The sequence below is a fragment of the Paludibacillus litoralis genome (genome assembly GCF_037646705.1).
Lineage (GTDB): Bacteria > Pseudomonadota > Alphaproteobacteria > Rhodobacterales > Rhodobacteraceae > Pikeienuella > Pikeienuella litoralis.
In genome coordinates this window covers 102,263-125,239 of record NZ_JBBHER010000009.1, presented here as the reverse complement: position 1 = coordinate 125,239, position 22,977 = coordinate 102,263, and the positions used below count along the sequence as shown (strand labels likewise).

The following is a 22,977-nucleotide window of genomic DNA, read 5'->3' as shown; positions in this document are numbered from 1 at the left end:
CTCAAATCGTCAATCCGCGGAGGAATGCGGCAATGTTCACCGGGATTATCACTTCAGTCGGCGACGTCGTGGCGGCGGAGCGGCGTGGAAACGATCTTCGTCTGCGAATCGCCAGCGATTACGCGCCCGAAACGATCGAGATCGGCGCCTCGATCGCCTGCGACGGGGTATGCCTGACCGTGACCGAGCGCGGCGGCGCGGAGCGCGGCGCCTGGTTCACGGCCGATGTCTCTGCCGAGACGATCTCGAAGACCACGCTCGCCGATCGGGCCGCGGGCGACAGGATCAATCTGGAGCGCGCGCTGAAGGTCGGGGATGAGCTCGGCGGCCATATCGTCACCGGCCATGTCGACGGCGTCGGCGAGATCGCCGCGCTCCACGATGACGGCGAAAGCCTCCGCGTCACGGTCGCGGCGCCGCAGGGCCTCGCCCGGTTCATCGCCGCGAAAGGCTCCATCGCGATGGACGGCGTCTCATTGACGGTGAACGAGGTCGAGGGCGCGTCTTTCGGCGTGAACCTCATCCCGCACACCCGCGCCGCCACGAATTTCGGCGGGCTTCGCGTCGGGCGGCGGGTGAATCTGGAGATCGACGTTCTCGCCCGATACGTCGCGCGGTTGGCGGAGGCGGGCTGAAGACCCGTGTTCTCCCGCACACGCCGCCCCTCCAACCCTTTATTCGGGCTCTACTTTTCGCCCGAGACCCGCCAGGCGCTCGCCGGGCGGACGATGATCCTCGGCTTCGGCGCGCAGAAGGCTGGGTCCAGCTGGCTGTTCAACCGCCTCGCCCGCTCGCCGGAGATCTGCGCCGCGCCGATAAAGGAATGGCACTTCTTCGACTGCTGGCTCCGCCCCGATCTGACGCCCGATGTCGCACGGATCATGCGGGCGCAGGAGCAGACCGCGCGCCTTCGCCGGCCCGACGGGCGGCGCGCCGAGGCCCACGCCGCCCGCCTCGCCGCGCTGAAGCGGCCGGAAGCCTATCTCGATCATTTCGCGGCGAAGATCCGCGGCCGGAAGGCCATGCTCGACATCTCGCCGGAATACGCCCTGCTGGACGGCGCCGACCTCGGCGTCGTCACCGCCTATTTCGCCGCGGCGGGCGTCCGGGTCCGGCCGGTCTTCATCATGCGCGACCCGGTGGACCGGCTCTTCTCCTACGCTCGGGCGCTGGCGAAGGCGCGGCGGGCGGATCCGGTCCGCACCTTCGAGAAGGCGCTGAAGGACCCGCTCGCCATGGCGAGAAGCCGCTACGAGACGACGCTTGGCGCGCTCTGGGCGACGTTCCCGAAAGAGGATGTGACCGTGGCGTTCTACGAGGATCTGGCGGGAAACGAGGCCGCGCTCGCCGCGCTCGCCGGCCGGCTCGACCTCGCGCCCCCGCCCGCGGCCCCGGCGCGGCGGGTCAACCCCTCCCCCGCCGCCACCCTGCCCGCGCGCTCCGCAAGCGCGGCGCGCGCCCGCCTCGGCGAGACATACGCCTTCGTCGCGAAGGAGTTCGGCGCCGCGGTCCCGGCCGGATGGCGCCGGGACGGCTGAAACCGAACCGAGCCGCCATGCGGCGATCCGGTTCAGGCGCCGTTTGACCGGATGGCCGCCGACCCCGCCGACGCGCCTTGCGATCCCCGGTCTCGGCCGCCGCGCATCCCGGACGCCCCCCGTTCCGGCCCGCGCCCTCGCGCGCCGGGCGAGCGAAACGCGCGCTTCGCCGGCGGAGGGAGCCGGCTAAAAATACTGCTATCTCAAATACATTGCGCGATGAGGCGCCATGATTTTCCGGAACTTCCCGCCCTCCATCGCTTCGGCCGACACCTTATTGTTGCTCGAATCTGTCAACACCGCCTAAGTTCTCCGGATAAAGACTCATTATAGCCAACGGGGAAAAATCATGAATAAACTGCTCAGCCTCGCCGCTGCGGCGCTGGCCATCGCGCTCGCGAGCCCGCTCGCGGCGCAGGATGCGAAACCGCAGGCGGGGGGCACGCTCAACGTCGTGATCCAGCCTGAGCCGCCCGGACTGATGGTCGGGATTCTCCAGAACGGCCCGACCCAGATGGTCGCCGGGGACATCTACGAAAGCCTTCTGCGCTACGACTTCGACCTCAAGCCGCATCCGCAGCTGGCCGAATCGTGGGAGATTTCCGACGATGGCCTGACCTACACCTTCCATCTGCGCGATGGCGTGGTGTTCCATGACGGCGAGCCCTTCACCTCAGCCGACGTCAAGTTCTCGATGGACGAGTTTCTGCGCGAGACGCATTCGCGGATGCGGACCTATCTCGAACATGTGGACAGCATCGAGACGCCGGACGACCTGACCGTCGTCTTCCATCTCAAGCAGCCGTTCGGCCCCTTCCTCGGCATCTTCGAGACCGCGACCGCGCCGATGATCCCCAAGCACATCTACGAGGGCACGGATTTCGTCAACAACCCGGCGAACAACACGCCGATCGGCACCGGCCCCTTCAAGTTCGATGAATGGGTCAAGGGCAGCTACATCCACTTCGTCAAGAACAAGGACTACTATCTTGAGGGCAAACCCTATGTCGACGAGGTCTATTACCATGTGATCCCCGACGCCGCCTCGCGCGCCGTGGCCTACGAGACCGGCAAGGTCGACGTGCTGCCCGGCGGGTCGATCGAGAATTTCGACGTGCCGCGCATCCGCGAACTGGACAACACATGCATCACCGACAAGGGCTGGGAGTATTTCGGCCCGCTCTCGTGGATGTGGGTGAATCACGATCACAAGCCGCTCGGCGACCTGAAGGTGCGCCAGGCGATCATGCATGCGCTCGACCGGCAGTTCGCACGGGACGCGCTCTGGAACGGCCTCGGCAAGGTCGCGACCGGCCCGCTCTCCTCGTCCACCCGGTTCTACACCGACGACACGCCGGACATCTCCTACAACCCGGACCTCGCCAGGAAGCTGTTGAAGGAGTCGAGCTATGACGGCGAGACGATCAAGATCCTGGGCCTGCCCTATGGCGAGACGTGGCAACGCTGGGCCGAGGCGGTCAAGCAGAACCTGATCGAGATCGGCATGAACATCGAACTGGTCCCGACCGACGTCGCCGGCTGGAACCAGCGGGTCAGCGACCGCGATTTCGATCTCGCGTTCACCTATCTCTACCAGTATGGCGATCCGGCCCTCGGAGTGGCGCGGACCTATATGGGCGACAACGCCGCGCCCGGCTCGCCGTGGAACAACGCCTCGAACTACCAGAACCCGGAAACCGACAAGCTGTTCGAAGAGGCCGCGGTGACGGCGGACCCCGCCAAGCGCGCGGAGCTTTACAAGACGATCCAGCAAAAGATCGTCGCCGACGTGCCGACGATCTGGCTGCTCGAGCTGGGCTTCCCCACGATTTATCGGTGCAACATCAAGAACCCGGTCAACACCGCCTTCGGCGTCAATGACGGGTTCCGCGATGTCTGGATCGAGAAGGAGTAAAGCGACGGGCCTGTCGCATCCGGGGCGCCGCGGCGCCCCGGACCCCACGACACATCTCCGGACAGGGCAGAGCATTTGACACGGTTCATTCTGGGCAGACTGGTCAAGGCGGCGTTCATCCTGTTGGCCATCCTGATCGTCAACTTCCTGCTGATCCACGCCGCGCCGGGCGACCCCGCGGCGGTGATGGCGGGTGAGGCCGGCGCCGCCGACGCCAAGTTCCTCGCCGACCTTCGCGAGAGGTTCGGCCTCGATCAACCGCTCCATATCCAGCTGTGGCGCTATGTGCGCGACGCGGTGCAGTTCGATCTCGGCTTTTCCTACCGCCAGCAGATGCCGGTCGCCGAGCTGATCGCCCAGCGCCTGCCCGCGACGCTGCTGCTGACCGGGGTCGCCTTCGTGATGTCGCTGGTTCTGGGCGTCATCGCCGGAGTCGCCGCCTCGGCCCGTCAGGGGCGCTGGAGCGATACGATCATCTCGTTCTTCGCGCTGATCTTCTACGCGACCCCGCTCTTCTGGGTCGCGCTGATGGCGGCGCTGGTGTTTTCAGTCTGGTTGGACTGGCTGCCCGGCTTTGGCTACGAGTCGATCGGCGCGGGCTACACCGGGTTTGAACGCGCGCTCGACATCGGGCTGCACCTGATCCTGCCCGCGACGACGCTGGGCCTCTTCTTCACGGCGATCTACATGCGCATGACGCGCGCCTCGATGCTTGAGGTCAGCCGCCTCGACTTCGTCAAGACCGCCCGCGCCAAGGGTCTCAGCCGCGGCGTGATCCAACGCCGCCATATTTTGCGCAACGCTCTTCTGCCGGTCATCACATTGGCGGGCCTTCAGGCGGGTCAGATCTTCGGCGGGGCGATCCTGACCGAAACGGTCTTCGCCTGGCCCGGCATCGGGCGGCTGATGTTCGACGCGATCAACCAGCGCGACTACAATGTGATCCTCGGCGTGTTCTACGTCTCGGCCGCCATGGTGCTCCTGTTCAACCTGATCACCGATGTCGTCTATGTCATCGTCGATCCCCGCATCAGGCTGACCAAATGAGAACTTTCTGGAAACATTTCGCCCATAACCGGGGCGCGGTGATCGGGCTGGTCATCCTCGCCATCGTGATCGCCACCGCGATCCTGGCGCCGGTCCTCTTCCCGCAAAGCCCGTGGAAGATGGTGCAGCGCCCGTTCCTGCCGCCCTTCACGCAGGCGGGGCTGCCGCTGGGGACCGACGCGCTCGGACGGGACGTTCTCGCCGGCCTCGCGCATGGCGCCTATGTCAGCCTGCTGGTGGGCCTCGTCTCCACCTTCGTCGCGCTGACCATCGGGGTGCCGGTCGGCGCGTTCGCCGGCTATTTTCCGGGCCGCATCGACGACGCGCTGATGCGCTTCACCGAGTTCTTCCAGACGATCCCCAGCTTCGCGCTGGCCATCGTTCTCCTCGCGATCTTCCAGCCCAGCCTGACCTTCGTCATCATCGCCATCGCCATCGTCAGCTGGCCGCCCGTCGCCCGTCTCGTGCGCGGGGAGGTGCTCAGCCTCAGAACCCGCGAATTCGTCGAAGCGGCGACGCTCTCGGGCCTTGGCAACCTGCAGATCATCGCGCGGCACATCCTCCCCAACGCGTTGCCCCCGATCATCGTGCTGGCTTCGCTCATGGTGGCGCAGGCGATCCTGCTGGAAAGCTCGCTCTCGTTCCTCGGCTTGGGGGACCCCAACATCATGTCCTGGGGCTACATGATCGGCGCCGCGCGCACCGTGATCCGGACCGCATGGTGGCTCACGTTCCTGCCCGGCATGGCGATCCTCCTGACCGTGCTGGCGATGAATCTGATCGGAGAGGGCTTGAACGACGCGCTCAACCCCCGACTGAAGAGGCGGTTCGCATGAGTCTGCTCAGCGTCCGCGCCCTCTCCATCGCCCTGCCCCCCGGCGCCGACCGCGGCCACGCCGCCGAGGACGTGAGTTTCGATCTCGCGCCCGGCGAGATCCTCTGCATCGTCGGCGAGAGCGGCTCGGGCAAATCCATGTCGGCCAACGCCGTGATGGGGCTGCTTCCCGAAGGGGTCGAGCCGGTCGCGGGGTCGATCCTCTTCGACGGCCGCGAGATCCTCAGCCTGCCCGAAAAGGACATGCGCGCCCTTCGCGGCCAGCGCATCTCGATGATCTTCCAGGAGCCGCTGAGCGCGCTCAACCCGCTGATGCGCGTCGGCGCCCAGATCGCCGAAGTGTTCGAGGCGCATGGCGCGCTGACCCGGCCCGAGCGGCGCGCGCGCGCGTTGACGCTGCTCGACGAGGTCGGCATCCCCGACCCCGAGGCGGCGATCCGCGCGTATCCCTTCCAGCTTTCGGGCGGGCAGCGCCAGCGCGTGATGATCGCCATGGCGCTGGCGCTCGAGCCCGACATCCTGATCGCGGACGAGCCGACCACCGCGCTCGACGTGACCACCCAGGCCCAGATCCTCGAACTGATCGAGAACCTGCGCAAATCGCGCGGCATGGCGGTCATCTTCATCACCCATGATTTCGGCGTGGTCGCCGACATCGCCGACACGGTCATCGTCATGCAGACCGGCAAGATCGTGGAGGCGGGCGCCGCGGACGAGGTGCTGCTGCGCCCGCAGCACCCCTACACCCGCGCTCTGATCGACGCGATCCCGCGCCTGACCCACCGCGAGGACGCCGCCGCGCAGACCCGCGCGCCGGTCCTGACCGTGGAGGGGCTGAACAAGACCTTCTCCACCGGCTCGGGCGCGCTCTTCGGCGCGCGCCGCGTGGTCAAGGCGGTGCAGGACGTCAGCTTCGAGCTATACGCAGGCGAGACGATCGGCATCGTCGGCGAGAGCGGCTCGGGAAAATCCACCGTCGGGCGCTGCCTCGTGCGGCTATACGCCCCCGACAGCGGGCGCGTCATGCTGGGCGGCGACGACATCGCGGACATGTCCGGCGCCGAACTGCGCGACCGGCGGCGCAAGATGCAGATGATCTTTCAGGATCCCTACTCCTCGCTCAACCCCCGCGCGCGCGTCTCGCGCATCCTGACCGAGGGGCTCGTCGCCTATGGCGCGCCCCAGGAGCAGGCGCTGGACCGCGCGCGGGAGCTGCTGGAGCTGGTCGGGCTGGACGCGTCGGCGATGAGCCGCTTTCCGCATGAATTCTCCGGCGGTCAGCGTCAGCGCATCGGCATCGCCCGCGCCCTCGCGCTCGACCCCACGATCATCATCGCGGACGAGGCGGTGTCGGCGCTCGACGTGTCGATCCAGGCGCAGGTGCTGGACCTTCTGGCGGATCTCAAGGCGCGCCTGAACCTGTCGATGCTGTTCATCACCCACGACCTGCGGGTCGCCGCGCGCATCTGCGACCGGATCATCGTGATGCAAAAGGGCCGGATCGTCGAGGTCGGCCCGTCAGGCAAGGTTCTGCACGACCCAAGCACCGACTACACCCGCAGCCTGCTCGCCGCGATCCCGGGCCAGGACTACGAGCGCGCGCTGGCGCGGGCGCGATAGCGGGCGCGCTCAGGCCGCGCCGCCGCAAACCGGCCCCGGAAAGCGCGGCGGAGCGTCATGTGGCGAACTGGAAAACCCGTCTGAGACAGGCGCCGGCGTCTTGCGCGATCTCGCGGGCGAAGGACATCGGCGTGGCCCAGGGCGGATCGAAGGTGGCGACGACCTGACCGCTGTCAAAGCGCATTCTGGGGTGATGTTTCGCCACGATGCTCCGCATCCTCTTGTTCTTGTCCAGAAAAAGGACGTGCAGCACCTTGATCCCGCGGTTTTGCGCCGCCGTCACCAGACGGGAGAATAGCGCGCCGCCAATCCCTTCACCCTGCCACTCCGGCTCGACCGAGACGGCAATCTCCGCTTCGTGAGGCGAAGCCTGAGAAAGCCCTCGCACTTCGCCAATCGCGCGGAGCCGGCCATCGTGAAACGCCCCGAAGACCAGCGCATCGGCGCCAATGATCCGCCCGGCGTAGGTTCTGATGAAGTCGTCCTTGACCGACGCGCCAAAGCGCGAGCGCCGGGATCTGCGGTCGAGGCGCAAAAGATGCCGGGTGATTTCAGGAATATCGCGCTTCCCGAGTTTGCGGATTTCACGCGATGGATGAGCAGAAAGAGCGTTCATAGATCCAGGCTCCTTGGCGGCGCCGGATTGGCCCCGCGCCAGGTTGGCCTCCCGACGTCAAGATAATGCTGCACTGCAGCAAAAGCCATAGGGGCGACAGGAAATTCGAGGGAGCGCCCGGCGCCCGCATGGCGCGTCACCCCCCGCGCGATGGGCGAAGGCGTCGAGATCGCGCGCCGGGGCGCGGCGCCCCGGGCCTCCGCTGGGCTTTTCGCGCGCTTCAGGCGATTGGAAAATCGGCAGACGGGCGCGTGAGATTGCGCGTGAAGACGGCTACGGCGCCCCAGAGCCCGACGGTTTGCTCAAAAGCGGCGCGGTCGTCGGCGGGTGATCGCGCGAAACCGCGCGCAGCGCCGCTTCACGGATGAGCGTCACGAAGCGATCCACGATCGGGTTTCGCCGCCGCCATCTCGGAAAGATGAACACATATTCCAGATCGATGCTCGGCTCGAACCGGCGGATCGCCATCCCCGGCTGAAAACTCGACCGCGCGACGAACCCGTCCGCCACCGCCAGCCCGAGCCCCCGCGCCGCAAGCTCGCAGGCGACGACCCCGTTCGGCGTCTCCAGCCGCAGGAGAGGCTCGGCGCCAACCTTGCGGAAGGTCGCGTCGACACGTTGACGCAGCACCGTGCGCGGGCTGTTCAGAACCATCGGCAGGCCGATCAGGTCGTCGATCGTCACCACGTCCCTCGCCGCCAGCGGATGGCTCTCGTGCATGACCGCGACCGCGCTGACGGTGACCATCGGCGCGATCTCGATCACGTCGCTGTTGAGCGGAAGAACCGTGATGCCGAGATCGAACGGCTCATGCCCGAGCCACAGCTCGATATCGAGCCGCGAGCGCGCGTCGATCGTCGCGGTGAAGGCGGGGCTCTCCTCGGTCAGCGTCGCGATCGCCTCGGCCAGAAGAACGTTGGTCACATGGGGCGCCGTCAGGATCCGGACATGCCGCCGCTGGCGCTGATGAATTTTTCGCGCCTCGTAACCGACCTCGTCGAGGCTGTAGAGCGCGCGCTCGACATAGGCGTAAAATTCGCGCCCCTCCAGCGTCGGCGCAAGCCGCCTTTTCTCCCGCGTGAAAAGAGGAAACCCCGCCTCCGCCTCAAGCGCGCCGAGCAGGCGGCTCACCTGCGGCTGCGTTCGTCCGAGCCGATCTGCGGCGGCGTTGATCGACCCGCCCTCCATGAACGCCCGCAGCGCCTCCAGACCTTTCAGATTCATGGTTTGTCATGCGCTCCACGTATGAAATCCTGCTACAACAGAATTTGACGCATACGGCAAGGCCGCTACCATTCGCGCATTGTCAACCTCGTTCGGCGCGCCGAACAAGACTGACCCGGCAAAGGTGGAGCGTAGAATGGCCGACGGAGACAGACGCGGCGAGGCGTGGAGACGGGCCCCGTCCAGCTATCTGGAGAGCCGGCCGCCCGTTCATGAAATGCGCCCGCCGACCTCCACCTATGTCGAGATGCGCGACGGCTGCCGCCTCGCGGTCGACGTGCACCTGCCGGCCGCCGAGGCCGCCTCGTCCGGCGGCGTGCCGACCATTCTCATCCTCACGCCGTATTACCGGCGTTTCGCGCTTCGCGACACGGCGCCGGCCGGCGTCGAGGCCAGCCCCAATGTCGCGCTCTACCGGGACCTCTTCACGCCGCGAGGCTATGCGGTGGTCGCGGTCGACGTTCGGGGAACCGGCGCGAGTTTCGGCGTCCGGGACAGTTTCCGCTCGCCCGTCGAGCGTGAGGATTTCCGCGAGATCGCCGACTGGGTCGTCGCCCAGCCCTGGTCGGACGGGACGATCGGATCCACCGGCATCTCCTATCTCGGCGCGGCGGCCTGTTTCCTCGCCAGCACCGGCCACCCGGCGGTGAAAGCGATCGCGCCGCTCTCGGGGGTCTGGAACACCTATACCGACCATTTCTATCCGGGCGGCGTGCTGCTGAACAAGCTGGCGGCGGGGTATGACGAGCTCATGGTCGGCCTCGATCATGATCGGCGCGACATCCTCGCGCGCCTCCCCTATTTCAGCGATCCGAACTTCGCCGGGCCGCAACCTGTCGACGAGGATCCGGATGGCGCGCTCCTCAGGATGGCGACGAAGGAGCATCTGGCGAATTTCCACATGCCCGAGTTCATCTCCGAGTTTCAGTTCGCCGACGACCGGCTGCCTTACGATCCGTCTTTCAGCGCCGCCTCCTTCAGCCCGTTTCATTACGCCCGCGATATCCCGCAGGACGTGGCGGTCTATTCGATTTCGGGCTGGATGGATGGCGCGGCCTACGCGAACGGCTCGATCGCGCGTTTCCTCTCGCTGCCGGGCGAGAAGCGGCGCCTGCTTCTCGGCGCCTGGGATCATGGCGCGCGGACCGACGTCTCCCCCTGGCGCGCGCCGGGCGACCCCCAGTCCGTGATGATGAACGAGACGCTGCGCTTCTTCGACCACTACCTGATGGGCGTCGACACCGGATTGCAGGACGAGGCGCCGGTCCATTATTTCACCATTCATGAGGAGGTCTGGCGCGCCGCGGCGACATGGCCGCCGATCGAGACGGCGCGGACGCTCTATCTCGGCGCCGACGGGGCGCTTCTCCCCGAGCCGGGCGCGGAAGGAGAAAGCGGCTTCACCGCGGATTTCGCCGCCGGAACCGGCGTGAACACGCGGCATGAGCGGCTGGCCGCGATCAACGTCGCCACCTACTATCCGGACTGGGAAGAGCACGAGCGGCCGATGCACGCCTACACGTCCCAACCGCTCGACGCGGCGGCGACGATCACCGGGCATCCGGTGGTCACGCTCCACCTCGTCTCCAGCCAGCCGGACGCGGTGCTGCATGTCTATCTGTCGGAGCTGGAGGCGGACGGCGCGCTCCGCTACGTCACCGAAGGCGTGTTTCGCGCCCTGCATCGGCAGGAGAGCGCGCCGCCGCCCGAGCAGAACTGGAGCTGGCCGTTCCACGATTTCAGCCGGGCCAAGGCGCGGCCTCTGACCCCGGGCGAGCCGGCGCGGCTCAGGTTCGCGCTGGCGCCGACCTCATGGACCTTCGCCAAAGGAAGCCGGATCCGGCTGTCGATCGCAGGCGCGGATTGCGATCACTATGTGCAGCTGCCGCACGGGCGGCCGCCGCGCCTGAGCATCATGCATGGCGGGGACGCCGCTTCGGCGATAGAGCTTCCATGGAGCGAAGAAAGCCGCAAGGCTCAATACCAGCAAGGAGAGGAAACCGGATGTTGATCAGGAAAGCAGCCTTGACGTTCGCGGTGGTCGCGATGGCGGGCGCGGCCGCGCACGCGGGCAAGGACACCGACACCTTCACGTGGGCCACCTCCACGGAGATAGACACCCCGGATCTCTACTACGGGAACCAGCGCGAAGCGCTGATCACGACCTACGCCCAGTGCGACAGCCTGGTTCACCGCGATCCGATGACCAACGAATACGTGCCGCTCCTGGCCACGAGCTGGGAATGGATCGACGATGTCACCCTGGAGCTGAAGCTCCGCGAGGGCGTCAAGTTCCACGATGGCACCGATTTCGACGCTGAAGACGTCGCGTACACGCTCAACCATGTCGCGGCGCCCGACAGCGGCATGAAGGTCCGCGTCATCATCGAGTGGATCGACACCGTCGAGGTCGTCGACCCGCACACGGTGCGGATTCACGCGGACGCGCCGACCCCGGCCGCGCTGGAGTATCTGACCGGCACCGCGCCGATGTTTCCCTCCGGGCATTATGACAACGCGCCGGAGGTTCCCGGCGCGGACGGCGCCACGCGGCGCGACTGGGGCGCGGTTCTGCCGGTCTGCACCGGCCCCTACATCCTGACGGATTACCAGCCCGGGCAGTCCGTGACGCTGGAGAAGAACGAGAACTATTTCGACGGGAGCCCGAAAGGGAAGCCGTCGATCGGCAAGATCGTCTACAAGACGATCAAGGACCCGGAGACCCAGATCGCCGAGCTGATGACCGGCGGCGTCGACTGGATCTGGGGCGTCCCGCCCGAAAACGCCGACCTTCTCAGGGAGATGGAGAACCTCACCGTCGTCTCCGCGCCGACGATGCGCATGTCCTTCCTGTCGCTCGACGCGGCCGGCCGGACCGGAGAGACGCCGCTGCAGGATGTTCGCGTCCGCCAGGCGATCGCCCACGCCATCGACCGCGAGTCGCTGAGCAAGAACCTCGTCGGCGAAGGCTCCGCGGTGCAGAGGTCCATGTGCGTGCCGGTTCAGTTCGGCTGTGAGACCGATGTCACGCAATACGCCTACGACCCTGAAAAGGCGAAGGCCCTGCTGGCGGAGGCCGGGTATCCGGACGGGTTCGAGATTCCCTTCTACGCCTATCGCGACCGGCCCTATTCGGAGGCGGTTCTGAACTACCTCCGCGCCGTGGGCATCGATGCGGATCTCCAGTTCCTCCAGTGGCGGGCGCTTCGGCCGCTGATCGTCGACGACAAGGCGGCGCTCGCGCATCTCACGCTCGGCTCGAACGGGATGCTCGATGTCTCCGCCAGCACCAGCTACTACTTCAAGTTCAGCTCGGACGATTATGCGCGCGACGCGGAGGTGCGGGACTGGCTGGACAAGGCCGACACCAACTCCGACCCCGAAGTGCGCAAGGCGTTCTACTCCAAGGCGCTGAAGAAGATCGCGGATCAGGCCTATTACATCCCGCTCTTCGTCTACGGCCGGACCTACGCCTTCAACAAGGAGCTGGACTATCCGGTGACGCCTGATGAAATGGCCCACTTCTATCTGGCGAAGTGGAAATAAGACGGCTCCATGCGGGGGAGAAATCCCCCGCATGACGGTGCGGGAGCGTTTATGGCTGCGTTTATCGCGAAACGCCTGGGGCTGACGGCGCTGGTGATCGTCGTCACCTCGATCGTCGCCTTCATGCTGGTTCACCTTTCGGGGGATCCGGCCGCGGCCATGGCCGGCGAAGGGGCCAGCAGCGCGGACATCGCCGCGGTGCGGGCGACCTTCGGTTTCGACCGTCCGCTCGCCGCCCAGTATCTCGATTGGGTCGGCCGGTTGCTCGGCGGCGATTTCGGCCGCTCCTACTATCTGAGAATGGACGCGGGCGCGGTTCTGGCGGAGCACATGCCGGTGACCGCGACGCTCGGGGCGCTCGCGCTCAGCTTCGCATTGCTGCTTTCGATCCCGCTCGGCGTCTTCGCCGCGCTCTTTCCGAACACCCTGATCGACCGGATCGCGCTCTGGATCGCGGTCGCCGGGCAGGCGCTGCCGTCTTTCCTGTTCGGACTTGGGCTGATGTATATCTTCGGCGTCTATCTGCGCTGGCTGCCGATCTCCGGCAGCGGCGGCTGGCTCAACTATCTCATGCCGTCGATCGCGCTCGGCTATTACGCGACGCCGGCGATCATGCGGCTGACCCGCTCCGGCATGATGGACGTGCTCCAATCCGACCATGTCCGCACCGCGCGCGCCTATGGGCTCGCGCCCTGGCGGGTGGTGCTGCGCCACAGCCTTCGCCATGCGGTCATCCCGGTCGTGTCGCTCGCGGCGGTTCAGCTCGGCTTCATGCTTGGCGGCTCGATCGTGATCGAGACGATCTTCTCGTTGAAAGGCATCGGGTATCTCGCGTGGGAATCGATCCAACGCGCCGATATCGAGATCATCCAGGCCATTCTTCTGGTCATCGCCACGGCCTATGCGCTGCTGACGCTTCTGGCCGACCTGCTCAACGCTCTTCTCGACCCGCGGATCAGGGTTTCATGAGCGGCGCGCGCACCCTTCCGACGCCGATTTCGCTTTCGCCGGGCCAGATCGCGGTCCGCCGCGCGCTCCGGCACGGCGGGATCTGGATTGGCGGGCTGATCATCACGGCGATCATCCTCGCCGCGATCTTCGCTCCGCTCCTGACGCCCCATGACCCGACGCTTCAGGACCTCGCGCGGCGCTACATTCCGCCGGTCTGGGCGGAAAAGGGAAGCTGGGAGCATATTTTCGGCACCGACAATCTCGGGCGGGACTATCTGGCGCGCCTCCTTTACGGCGCGCGCATTTCGCTTGTTCTCGGGTTCTGCACGGTGCTCATCTCGGGCGCGATCGGCACGGCGATGGGCGTCGCCGCGGGCTATTGGGGCGGCTGGCCCGACCTGATCATCAATTTCGTCATCACCATCCGCCTGACCTTGCCGGTGGTGCTGGTGGCGCTGGTCGTGGTGGCGCTGATCGGCAATTCGCTCTGGCTGCTGATCCTGGTGATCGGCCTCCTGCTCTGGGATCGCTTCGCCATCGTGGTGCGCGCCGCGACGCAGCAGGTGGCCTCGCGCGAGTATATCATCTCGGCCCGCGCCATCGGCAGCTCGACCGCGCGGATCCTGTTCCGGGAGATCCTGCCCAACATCATCGGGCCGCTGATCGTCGTCGCCTCGATCGAGGTCGCGCACGCGATCCTGCTGGAGGCGGCGCTGTCCTTTCTCGGGCTCGGCGTACAGCCGCCGCAGGTCTCCTGGGGGTTGATGGTGGCCGAAGCCAAGGGCCAGATGCTGTTTCGCCCGTGGATGATCGCCATCCCCGGCGCCGCGCTGGTGCTGCTGATCTTCTCGGTCAACCTGGTTGGCGACGCGCTGCGCGACGTGACGACCCCGGAAGGGAAAGCCTGAGATGAGCGCGCCCCCGATCCTGGACGTCGTCAACCTGAGCGTGGAGATCCCGACGCCCGGCGCCCTGCTGAAGCCGGTGCGCCGGGTCGACCTCACCGTCGGCCGGGGCGAGACCGTCGCCATCGTCGGCGAATCCGGCTGCGGCAAGAGCCTGACCGCGCTCGCGATCATGGGGCTTCTGCCCCGCGCGGCGCGCGCGCGCTCGGAGCGCATCGAGCTGAACGGCGAGTCGATCTCCAGCGTCAGCCGGCGGCGCTGGCGGCGACTTCGCGGCGACCGCATCGCGATGATCTTTCAGGACCCGATGACCGCGCTCGATCCCTGCTACCGGATCGGCGACCAGATGTGCGAGATCCTGCGCCAGCATCGGCGGGTCACGCGCGGCGCGGCGCGGGCGCGGGCGCTGGAGCTTCTGCGCAAGGTCGGGATTCCGACGCCGGAGGAGCGGCTGTCGCAATATCCGCACCAGCTTTCGGGCGGGCTGCGCCAGCGGGTGATGATCGCGATGGCGCTGCTCTGCGAGCCGGAGCTGATCATCGCGGATGAGCCGACGACCGCGCTCGACGTCACCATCCAGGCGCAAATCCTGCGGCTGCTGCGGGATATCCAGCGCGAGACCGGCATCGGCCTCGTCCTGATCACGCATGACCTCGGGGTGGTCGCCGGCGTCGCGGACCGCATCGTCGTGATGTATGGCGGCGAAGTGGTCGAGACCGGCGATTGCGCCGATATTCTCAGCCAGCCGCTCCATCCCTACACCGAGGGTCTGATGCGCTCGATCCCGGTTCCGGGCGAGACCCGCCAGGGCGAGATGCTGGGCTTCATTCCCGGCGTCGTCCCGCGGCAGGAGGGGGAGCTTGCGGCGTGCGGCTTCATCGACCGCTGCCCCTACGCCGAGCCGCGCTGCGCGGCGGCGCCGGTCCCGCTCAGGGACGTCGGCGGCGGGCGCAAGATGCGCTGCGTCCTGCCCGACGACCCCGCCACGCGCGACCCGGAGGTCTGGATCCGGGCCGACGCCGAGGAGGCGGGCGCATGACCGCCGAGACCCTCACCATGCGCGGCGTCACTCGCGATTATTCCGTTGGCGGCTCCTTCGCCCGAAAGCAGACCCTGCGCGCGCTCAGGGGCGTCGATCTTACGGTGGCGCGCGGGCGCACGCTCGGCCTCGTCGGCGAATCCGGCTGCGGGAAAAGCACCCTCGCGAAGATCCTCCTCGGCGTGGAGGAGGCGACATCGGGCGAGGTGCTGGTCGAGGGGCGCCCGATCACATCCTATGGCCGGATCGAGCGCGCCCGCCTGATCCAGCCGGTTTTCCAGGACCCGTACTCCTCGCTCAACCCGCGCATGACCGTCGAGGCGATCATCGCCGCGCCGCTGACCGTGCGCGGCGAGGGGAACGCCGCCTTCCGGCGCCGCCGCGCGCGGGAGATGGCGAAGGAGGTCGGCTTGCCGGAGCACCTGATCTCCACCTATCCGAGCCAGCTTTCCGGCGGGCAACGGCAGCGCGTCGCCATCGCGCGCGCGCTGATCGGAGAGCCGAAGATCCTGATCTGCGATGAGCCGACATCGGCGCTCGACGTCTCCGTTCAGTCGCAGATCCTCAATCTCCTCAGCCGGCTGAAGCGCGAGTTCGACCTGACGATGATCCTGATCAGCCACAATCTGGCCGTGGTGCATCACCTCGCTGATGAAGTGGCGGTGATGTATCTCGGCCAGATCGTGGAGAACGGGCCGAGCGCGGAGGTGTTCGCCCATCCGCGCCATCCCTATTCGGACGCGCTGCTGAAGGCGGTTCTCCCGCCTCGCGCGGGCGCGCGCCTGCCCGAGCTGCACGGGCTCGAAGCGGAGTTTCCGAGCCCGGTCAACCCGCCCTCCGGCTGCGCCTTTCATCCGCGCTGCCAGTTCGCGGATCAACGCTGCGTCGATGAAGCGCCGGAGCGCCGCGGCGAGGGCCATATCTTCCGCTGCCACCACCCGCTCGGCGCCGCCGCAGCGCCTGCGCCCCCCGCCGCGGAAGCGCCCGGAGCCCAGCCCCGCCCTTGATCGGCGCCGGTCATCGGCGGATTCGCGGGCGGCGGCGCCGGGCCTCCGGTTCGGGGCGAACGCCGCCAGGCTGAGACCGGCCGACGCGCTCCGAGCGACCAAAGGAGATATTGCTCCCGATCGCTCGAAGCGGGCGCGCGCGCCTGACGGCGCAGCGTCTATCGAGGCCCGACGTCAGCCATGAACCCGATCAAAGCTGCTTCAGCACGTCCTTTGATACCTTGCAGATATAGGTGTATTTGGGATTGACCATCTGCGTGCACCGCGCCTCCGCTATCTGCCCCAGGAGCATGTAGCCCTCGTGGGCGGGGACGCCGTAGCTGTCCTCCAGCCAGTAGACCATTTCCTCGAACGCGATGCGCATGGCGTCCTCGAGCGGGCGGGCGCAGCCGGTTGTGCAGATGTGGGTGGGCGTCTCGATGCGCGGATGAATGAGCCGCTCCGGCGCCGGTTCGAGCGAGACCCGCACCGTCAGATCGGCGGCGATCTCGATCGCGCCCATGCCGTTCACTTCGCCGTCGCCCTGAATCGCGTGGCAGTCGCCGAGGAAGAGATGCGCGCCCTCGCGATTGACCCGCAACATCACCGTGTTGCCGGTGGTCATCTCCTGAACATCCATGTTGCCGCCGTGCGTGCCGTTGTCCATCGTCAGCACCGCGCCATGGAGCGGAGCCACTCCGACGACGCCGATCATCGGCCGGATCGGAAACTTGACGCTGTCCGACCAATGAACCACCCCGTCGCTCACCTCGACGACGCGGGTTCTGATGCCGAACTCCTTGCGCCTGACCCAGTCGGGAAAGATGCCGATCCCGGGCCAGAGCGCGGTGAAGCCCAACCCGTTCAGCTTCATGTCGAGAACTTCGACCGAGAGCATGTCGCCGGGTTGCGCCCCCTTGATCTCGATCGGGCCGGTCGCGCCGTTGACATATGGCAGCGTCACATCCGCGGGCGTCAGCTGCTGGCCGAGATGGCGGATGGTTCCGTCATTGACGTTGATTGCGCATTCGACGGTGAAAACCTCGCCGGGCGTCATCGACGCGACGAACGCGTCATCGCCAGACAGCGCGTATTTGATGTTGCCTTGCTTGCGGACAAGCGCGGCTCCGTTATCTGCAGTCATTCTCGGCTCCTTTTCAATCCGTCTTCCACGGGGTGAGCAGACGTTCCAGCTTTCCGACCACCCAGGTCAACACCAGAGCCAGGGCGATCGTCGCGACCAGCCCTGCGAACACCTTGGGGATGTTGTAGAGCGAGCCCGCCTGGAAAATCGCGTGGCCGAGGCCCTCGGACGACGACATGAATTCGCCGATGATCGCCCCGATCAGCGCAAAGCCGACGGTCAGACGAAGCCCCGAAAAGATGTCGGACAGGGCGGACGGAATCACCAGCCGCCGAAACATCTGAAATTTGCTGGCCCCAAGCGTGCGGAACAAATTCATCTCGTCGGGGTCGACGCTCGATGCGCCCTTGTAGGACGTCAGGAGCGCGATCACCACGACCGAGAGCGTCGCCATGACCACCTTGGAGGCGAGGCCGGTTCCGAACCAGATGATGATGATCGGAGCGAGCGCGATGATCGGGATGGCGCCGATCGCGATCACATAAGGTTGAACCACCCGCGCGACGAACTGTGAATACCAGAGAGAGAGGCCCAGCAGCGTCCCCATGGCGTTGCCGAGCAGGAAGCCGATGACGGTCTCCGCTCCCGTCACATAGGTGTCGCGCAGAAGCGTTCCATCCAGCCAGCCGCGCACGATAAAGGTCCAGACGGCGCTCGGCGAGCCGAACAGGAAGGCGAGCTCGCGGTTCCCCACCGTCGCCCATTCCCAGAACCCGAGGAGAAAAACCAGAATGCCGACCTGGCACGCGAGGATGGCGCCGGCGCGAACGGTGCGCGCTCTGCGCCGCGCCGCGCGTTCGGCCTCCGGCAGCAGGGTGAGCAGGTCATCGGCCATCAGGACGACTCGCTCTGAAGATCGTTCCAGATGGCGCGCACATATTCCTGAAAGCCCGGGCTCTTGCGCGCCTCCATCATGTCCGTGCGCGCGCCCGGCAGATCGATTTCATATGTTCTGATCACGGATGTTGGTCTTTGTGAGAGGACGAGAACCCGATCGGACATCGACACGGCTTCTTCGACATCATGTGTGATCAGAAGCACTGAGCGATGCTCCCCGCGCACAAGCGCCGCGGTGTCGTTCTCGATGAGCAGCTTTGATTGGAAGTCGAGCGCCGCGAACGGCTCGTCGAGCAGCATGACCTCGGGGTCGGTGACGAGCGTGCGCGCGAGCGCCACGCGCTGGCGCTGACCGCCGGAAAGCGTGGCCGGATATGCGCTCTCGAACCCGCGCAGGCCCAACCGGTCGAGCATGAGCGCCGCGCGCTCACGGGCCTCCGAGCGGTCGACCTCGGCGATCTCGAGCCCCAGAACCACGTTCTGGATCGCGGTGCGCCAGGGCAGGAGAAGATCCTTCTGGAGCATGTATCCAACCCGGGGCGGCACTCCCGCCAGCGGTTTGTCATACCAGTAGATCTCGCCGGAAGACGGGGGAATGAGGCCTGAGACCACGTTGAGCAGGGACGACTTCCCGCAGCCGGACGGGCCGACGATCGAAACGATCTCCCCTGAGTGCAGGGTCACGGTGAGATCCCGAATGACGTGGGCGCGGTGATCGCCCACGTCATAGCTTTTTGAGACGTGAATCACACGGAGAGGTGGAATCTCAGCCGTCGGATCCGGTCCCGATATCGTCGCAACGCCGCCGTCAGCCAAGACTCGCGACTGCCTTTTCCGCAAAGGAATTGTCGACGATGTCCTCGTAGGGGACGGTGCCCTGAATGTTCCCCAGATAGAGCTGCATATCCATCAGGTTGTCCCACTGATCCCGCTGAACCACGACCGTCTCGGCGGGGATCTTGAATTCGAGCTCCGCGGCGATGGCGGCGTCCACCACGTTGCCGGGCAGGTCGGGGAACTCCTTCCGCGCGACCTCCATGGAGAATTCGGGGTCGGAATACGTGCGCCGCGACGCTTCCTCGAAGGACGTCACCAGCGCCTGCACCATCTCCGGGTCGCGCTCGATCGTGGATTCGAGCACCATGATTCCGGTGTTGCAGAACGGGCCGACATAGTTCGAGAAGTCGAAGACGACTTTCGCTCCCTGGTCGACCGCCGACGCGACCGACGGCTGGTACGCGATCGCCATGTCCGCCTGTCCGGCCAGCATCGCGGCGATCTCGGTCCCGGGGCTGACCTGGAGAATCTTGGTGTCCTCGCCGACGCGAAGACCGGCCGTCTCCAGCATGCGCTTGGCGACGGAGAAGTTCGTGTTGGGCTCTGGCGAGGTCACGATCGTCAGGCCCTTGAAGTCCTTCGGATCGGTTATCATGTCGAGCGTCTTCGAGACGCCGAAATAATGCGCCCTCTGGATCACCGTCCCCACCACCATGCCGGGGCCGCCCTGCTCGCGAGAAATCTGCGCCATCGTGGCGTCGCCGATCGCGAAGTCGGACGACCCCCCGAGAACCGACGCGAAGGTCTGGGTGTCGCCGCCGGCCGCCGATACTTTCATGGCGAGGCCGTTCTTCTCGAAGATGCCGGCGTGCATGCCGACATACAGATTTATGTATCCGAGGTTGTGAACGGCTTCACTGAAGTTCACCGTCTTCAGCGTCTGCGCATGAAGAGGAAATGCGTGAACACCGACTCCGGCCGCGCCCGCGCCAACAAGAAGTTGGTTGAAAGCACGTCGGTTCACTGCATGATCTAGGCGCTTCATTCTGATGTTCCTCCCCGCCATCGATCACGTCGCAATCGATGTGGCGTTTTTCTTGATTGTTGGAATTCCGGCCAAGTTCTGACGATACGAACTACGCTTTGCGTTGCTCCTTGCTTCGCTCCGGATTTCGAGCCTCCGCGATTCGGTCAGGAAAAGTCAACCGTTATGTCAGTTTCGGATCGCCGCCGAAAACGCGGCTCGTGCGCCGGATGGTAGCACAATCCGTCAGCGTATCATGCGCATTTCTGGGCTGTATGGGCCCGTTTCACCCGCCCCATGCCCGGCGGCGGCGCTTCACCGTCCAGCGGGCTTCAGCCCTGCGCGCGCGATCCGGCCAGGGCGGCCTTCCGCGCTCCGCTCGCCCTCGGCGCCGGCGCGGGCGCCGGCGCGCCGCCATGCGGCGCCTCATCCATGGCCGGCCGGACGCCGCGAAGCCGCAACGCGTTGGTCAGCACGAAGATCGAGGAGAGCGCCATCGCGCCGGCGGCCAGAACCGGCGACAGCAGCAGACCGAACGCCGGATAGAGCGCGCCCGCCGCCACCGGGATCAGCGCGACATTGTAGCCGAACGCCCAGAACAGGTTCTGCCGGATGTTGCGCAAGGTGCGGCGCGACACCTGATAGGCGTTCACCACGCCGCGCAGGTCACCCGACATCAGCACCACATCGGCGGATTCGATCGCGACGTCGGTTCCCGTGCCGATGGCGATCCCGACATCCGCATGGGCGAGCGCGGGCGCGTCGTTGATCCCGTCGCCCACGAAGGCCACCATCCGGCCGTGTTCGCGAAGCGCGTCCAGCGCCGCCACCTTGCCGTCGGGCAGGACGCCGGCGATGACATGGTCGACGCCGGTCTCGGCCGCGATGGCGAGCGCCGTCTCGCGCTTGTCGCCGGTGATCATGGCGACATGCAGCCCAAGATCGCGCAGCGCCCGGATGGCGGCGGCGCTGGCGGGCTTGACCGGATCGGCGACCCCGATCACCGCCGCCAGGCGCCCGTCGATCGCCGCGAAAAGCGCGGTGCGGCCCCGGCTCGCGAGATCGGCTTCGGCCCTGGAGAGCGGGTCCGTGGCCACGCCTTCGCGGACCATCAGGCGCTCGGCCCCCACCAGAACCTCGCGCCCCGCGACCCGCGCCCGCACCCCGTAGCCGGTGATCGACTCGAAGCCGTCGACCGGATGCGTCTCGGCGCCCTCGGCGCGGGCGGCGCGCAGGATGGCGTCGGCGATGGGATGTTCCGACCGCGCCTCGACCGCCGCCGCCAGCGCCAGAACCTCGGCCCGCTCGAAGCCGTCGGCCAGCACGAGGTCCGTCAGTTCCGGGCGCCCCTCGGTCACGGTGCCGGTCTTGTCGAGCGCCACCACCTCGACGCGCGAGAGCTGTTGCAGCGCGTCGCCCTTGCGGAACAGCACCCCCATCTCCGCGGCGCGGCCCGTGCCCACCATGATCGAGGTCGGCGTCGCCAATCCCATGGCGCAGGGGCACGCGATGATCAGCACCGACACCCCCGCCACCAGCGCGAAGGGCAGCGCGGGCGACGGCCCGAGCGCCAGCCAGAGCAGCACGGTCAGCGCCGCCGCCGCCATCACCGCCGGCACGAACCAGAGCGTGATCCGGTCGACCAGCCCCTGAATGGGCAGCTTGGCGCCCTGCGCGTCTTCGACCATCCGGATGATCTGCGCCAGCGTGGTGTCCGCGCCCACCCGGGTCGCGCGGAACTGGAAGCCGCCCGCGCCATTGACCGTGCCGCCGGTCACGGGGTCGCCTTCGGATTTGGCGACGGGGAGCGGCTCGCCGGTGATCATGCTCTCGTCGACATGGGCGCTCCCCGTCGTCACCTCGCCATCGACCGCGATGCGCTCGCCCGGCCGAACGACGAGGATGTCGCCCGCGCGGATGCGCTCGATCGGAAGATCCTGCGGCGCGCCGTCCACCAGCACGCGGGCGGTGCGCGCCTGAAGCCCCAGCAGTTTCTGGATCGCCGCGCCGGTGCGGCCCTTGGCGCGGGCCTCCATCCAGCGGCCGACGAGGATCAGCACGACGATCACCGCCGCAGCCTCGAAATAGACCGCGCGCGAGGCCTCGGGCAGCAGCGTCGGCGCGAACAACGCCACGACGGAATAGAGATAGGCGGCCGACGTGCCGACCGCGACAAGGCTGTTCATGTCGGGCGCGCCCCGGAACAGCGCCGGAAACCCCTTCGCGTAGAAGCCCCGGCCGGGCCCGGCCAGAACCGCGGAGGTCAGCGCGAACTGGATCAGCCAACTGGCCTGATGCCCGATGGTCCGGCCGATCAGATCATGCATCCCCGGCGCCATATGCGCGCCCATCTCCAACAGGAAGACCGGCAGCGCCAGCGCGGCGGCGAACAGGGTCTTGCGGGCCAGCGCGCGGGCCTCCCCGCTCTTGCGCGCGGCCGGGTCTTCCCGGGCCGCCGCGTCGACGGGCGTCGCCGGATAGCCGGCCTCCTCAGCCGCCTTCAACAGATCGGCCACCGCCGCCGCCCCTTCGGCGTAGGTCACGGTTGCGGTTTCCGAAGCGAGGTTGACGGCGACATCCAGCACGCCGGGCGCCGCCGCCAGCGCCTTCTCCACCCGCCCGACGCAGGACGCGCAGGTCATCGACGCCACGTTCAGCCGAACCGTCTCGACCCGCGCGGGATAGCCGGCGCGGTCCAGCGCGGCGATCACGTCGGCGGCGCGCCCCGGCGCGTCGATCCGCATCTCCGCGGTTTCGCTGGCGAGGTTGACCCGGACATCGCCGATCCCGGGCAAGGAAGCGAGCGCGCGCTCCACCCTGCCGACGCAGGACGCGCACGACATGTTCCGGAGGGGCAGTCGGAGATTTGGCCGAGTCGACATGGATGCTCCCGATCTGATTCCCTCATCAGATAGGGTCTCCAGCAGATGGAAGGTCAACAGGCCGGAAAAACTTTCCGGTCTCGATCTTCCG

Annotated in this window: 19 protein-coding genes; 12 read left to right on the top strand and 7 right to left on the bottom strand. The window is 66.9% G+C overall.

The annotated features are described in order from the left end of the window. Positions 1-32 precede the first annotated feature (32 nt). The 6 genes from WG921_RS15935 (at position 33) to WG921_RS15910 (ending at position 6,955) form a co-directional block, all read left to right on the top strand. A complete protein-coding gene (locus WG921_RS15935; protein WP_340110249.1) occupies positions 33-635 on the top strand; it encodes a riboflavin synthase in 603 nt (200 codons plus the stop codon). A gap of 6 nt (positions 636-641) precedes the next feature. Then, complete coding sequence (locus WG921_RS15930; protein WP_340110248.1) at positions 642-1,538, top strand: sulfotransferase; 897 nt, start codon at positions 642-644, stop codon at positions 1,536-1,538. Between the two features lie 349 nt (positions 1,539-1,887). After that, the gene (locus WG921_RS15925) at positions 1,888-3,453 is read left to right on the top strand and encodes an ABC transporter substrate-binding protein (RefSeq protein ID WP_340110247.1); all 1,566 of its coding nucleotides are present in this window, start codon (positions 1,888-1,890) and stop codon (positions 3,451-3,453) included. A 75-nt stretch (positions 3,454-3,528) separates the two neighbouring features. Then, on the top strand, positions 3,529-4,500 hold the full coding sequence (locus WG921_RS15920; RefSeq protein WP_340110246.1) for an ABC transporter permease: 972 nt from the start codon (positions 3,529-3,531) through the stop codon (positions 4,498-4,500). Continuing rightward, on the top strand, positions 4,497-5,336 hold the full coding sequence (locus tag WG921_RS15915) for an ABC transporter permease (RefSeq protein ID WP_340110245.1): 840 nt from the start codon (positions 4,497-4,499) through the stop codon (positions 5,334-5,336). Before WG921_RS15920 ends, WG921_RS15915 begins: the two co-directional genes overlap by 4 nt. Continuing rightward, the gene (locus tag WG921_RS15910; RefSeq protein WP_340110244.1) at positions 5,333-6,955 is read left to right on the top strand and encodes an ABC transporter ATP-binding protein; all 1,623 of its coding nucleotides are present in this window, start codon (positions 5,333-5,335) and stop codon (positions 6,953-6,955) included. The genes WG921_RS15915 and WG921_RS15910 overlap by 4 nt, the downstream gene beginning before the upstream one ends. Before the next feature lie 55 nt (positions 6,956-7,010). Here WG921_RS15910 and WG921_RS15905 read toward each other — a convergent pair whose 3' ends face one another. Both WG921_RS15905 and WG921_RS15900 read right to left on the bottom strand, forming a co-directional pair. Next, complete coding sequence (locus tag WG921_RS15905) at positions 7,011-7,571, bottom strand: GNAT family N-acetyltransferase (RefSeq protein ID WP_340110243.1); 561 nt, start codon at positions 7,569-7,571, stop codon at positions 7,011-7,013. Between the two features lie 273 nt (positions 7,572-7,844). Next, positions 7,845-8,795: a LysR family transcriptional regulator gene (locus WG921_RS15900; RefSeq protein ID WP_340110242.1), complete on the bottom strand. Its 951-nt coding sequence runs from the start codon at positions 8,793-8,795 to the stop codon at positions 7,845-7,847. Between the two features lie 136 nt (positions 8,796-8,931). Here WG921_RS15900 and WG921_RS15895 point away from each other — a divergent pair, with 136 nt between their 5' ends. From WG921_RS15895 to WG921_RS15870, 6 genes are read left to right on the top strand one after another with little or no spacing between them, the layout of a single operon-like run. After that, positions 8,932-10,806 (top strand): CocE/NonD family hydrolase, encoded by a 1,875-nt coding sequence (locus WG921_RS15895; protein ID WP_340110241.1) that lies wholly within the window; start codon positions 8,932-8,934, stop codon positions 10,804-10,806. Next, entirely contained in the window at positions 10,800-12,341 is a 1,542-nt protein-coding gene (locus WG921_RS15890; protein ID WP_340110240.1) for an ABC transporter substrate-binding protein, read from the top strand. Before WG921_RS15895 ends, WG921_RS15890 begins: the two co-directional genes overlap by 7 nt. A 51-nt stretch (positions 12,342-12,392) precedes the next feature. Continuing rightward, positions 12,393-13,310 (top strand): ABC transporter permease, encoded by a 918-nt coding sequence (locus tag WG921_RS15885; protein WP_340110239.1) that lies wholly within the window; start codon positions 12,393-12,395, stop codon positions 13,308-13,310. Beyond that, positions 13,307-14,200 carry an ABC transporter permease gene (locus tag WG921_RS15880; protein ID WP_340110238.1) on the top strand — a complete coding sequence of 298 codons (894 nt, stop codon included), beginning with the start codon at positions 13,307-13,309 and terminating at the stop codon, positions 14,198-14,200. The genes WG921_RS15885 and WG921_RS15880 overlap by 4 nt, the downstream gene beginning before the upstream one ends. A gap of 1 nt (position 14,201) precedes the next feature. Next, the gene (locus WG921_RS15875; protein WP_340110237.1) at positions 14,202-15,236 is read left to right on the top strand and encodes an ABC transporter ATP-binding protein; all 1,035 of its coding nucleotides are present in this window, start codon (positions 14,202-14,204) and stop codon (positions 15,234-15,236) included. Next, entirely contained in the window at positions 15,233-16,243 is a 1,011-nt protein-coding gene (locus tag WG921_RS15870; protein WP_340110236.1) for an oligopeptide/dipeptide ABC transporter ATP-binding protein, read from the top strand. The genes WG921_RS15875 and WG921_RS15870 overlap by 4 nt, the downstream gene beginning before the upstream one ends. 190 nt (positions 16,244-16,433) lie before the next feature. On the opposite strand, the gene WG921_RS15865 is transcribed toward WG921_RS15870, so the two are convergent. The 5 genes from WG921_RS15865 to WG921_RS15845 form a co-directional block, all read right to left on the bottom strand. Continuing rightward, positions 16,434-17,366 (bottom strand): acetamidase/formamidase family protein, encoded by a 933-nt coding sequence (locus tag WG921_RS15865; protein ID WP_340110235.1) that lies wholly within the window; start codon positions 17,364-17,366, stop codon positions 16,434-16,436. 13 nt (positions 17,367-17,379) lie between these two features. After that, positions 17,380-18,201: an ABC transporter permease gene (locus WG921_RS15860; protein ID WP_340110234.1), complete on the bottom strand. Its 822-nt coding sequence runs from the start codon at positions 18,199-18,201 to the stop codon at positions 17,380-17,382. Next, a complete protein-coding gene (locus WG921_RS15855; RefSeq protein WP_340110233.1) occupies positions 18,201-18,887 on the bottom strand; it encodes an ABC transporter ATP-binding protein in 687 nt (228 codons plus the stop codon). Before WG921_RS15855 ends, WG921_RS15860 begins: the two co-directional genes overlap by 1 nt. A 124-nt stretch (positions 18,888-19,011) precedes the next feature. Further along, entirely contained in the window at positions 19,012-19,908 is an 897-nt protein-coding gene (locus tag WG921_RS15850; RefSeq protein ID WP_340110232.1) for an ABC transporter substrate-binding protein, read from the bottom strand. Between the two features lie 428 nt (positions 19,909-20,336). Next, positions 20,337-22,886, bottom strand: a complete 2,550-nt coding sequence (locus WG921_RS15845; RefSeq protein WP_340110231.1) for a heavy metal translocating P-type ATPase — start codon at positions 22,884-22,886, stop codon at positions 20,337-20,339. Positions 22,887-22,977: the final 91 nt, after the last annotated feature.

What these genes read in the sequence shown, in the direction of transcription:
- WG921_RS15845 (WP_340110231.1), bottom strand. Translation starts at nt 22,886, where the DNA reads ATGTCGACTCGGCCAAATCTCCGACTGCCCCTCCGGAACATGTCGTGC.
- WG921_RS15880 (WP_340110238.1), top strand. Translation starts at nt 13,307, where the DNA reads ATGAGCGGCGCGCGCACCCTTCCGACGCCGATTTCGCTTTCGCCGGGC.
- WG921_RS15895 (WP_340110241.1), top strand. Translation starts at nt 8,932, where the DNA reads ATGGCCGACGGAGACAGACGCGGCGAGGCGTGGAGACGGGCCCCGTCC.
- WG921_RS15885 (WP_340110239.1), top strand. Translation starts at nt 12,393, where the DNA reads ATGGCTGCGTTTATCGCGAAACGCCTGGGGCTGACGGCGCTGGTGATC.
- WG921_RS15860 (WP_340110234.1), bottom strand. Translation starts at nt 18,201, where the DNA reads ATGGCCGATGACCTGCTCACCCTGCTGCCGGAGGCCGAACGCGCGGCG.
- WG921_RS15890 (WP_340110240.1), top strand. Translation starts at nt 10,800, where the DNA reads ATGTTGATCAGGAAAGCAGCCTTGACGTTCGCGGTGGTCGCGATGGCG.
- WG921_RS15900 (WP_340110242.1), bottom strand. Translation starts at nt 8,795, where the DNA reads ATGAATCTGAAAGGTCTGGAGGCGCTGCGGGCGTTCATGGAGGGCGGG.
- WG921_RS15915 (WP_340110245.1), top strand. Translation starts at nt 4,497, where the DNA reads ATGAGAACTTTCTGGAAACATTTCGCCCATAACCGGGGCGCGGTGATC.
- WG921_RS15935 (WP_340110249.1), top strand. Translation starts at nt 33, where the DNA reads ATGTTCACCGGGATTATCACTTCAGTCGGCGACGTCGTGGCGGCGGAG.
- WG921_RS15925 (WP_340110247.1), top strand. Translation starts at nt 1,888, where the DNA reads ATGAATAAACTGCTCAGCCTCGCCGCTGCGGCGCTGGCCATCGCGCTC.
- WG921_RS15910 (WP_340110244.1), top strand. Translation starts at nt 5,333, where the DNA reads ATGAGTCTGCTCAGCGTCCGCGCCCTCTCCATCGCCCTGCCCCCCGGC.
- WG921_RS15875 (WP_340110237.1), top strand. Translation starts at nt 14,202, where the DNA reads ATGAGCGCGCCCCCGATCCTGGACGTCGTCAACCTGAGCGTGGAGATC.
- WG921_RS15865 (WP_340110235.1), bottom strand. Translation starts at nt 17,366, where the DNA reads ATGACTGCAGATAACGGAGCCGCGCTTGTCCGCAAGCAAGGCAACATC.
- WG921_RS15905 (WP_340110243.1), bottom strand. Translation starts at nt 7,571, where the DNA reads ATGAACGCTCTTTCTGCTCATCCATCGCGTGAAATCCGCAAACTCGGG.
- WG921_RS15870 (WP_340110236.1), top strand. Translation starts at nt 15,233, where the DNA reads ATGACCGCCGAGACCCTCACCATGCGCGGCGTCACTCGCGATTATTCC.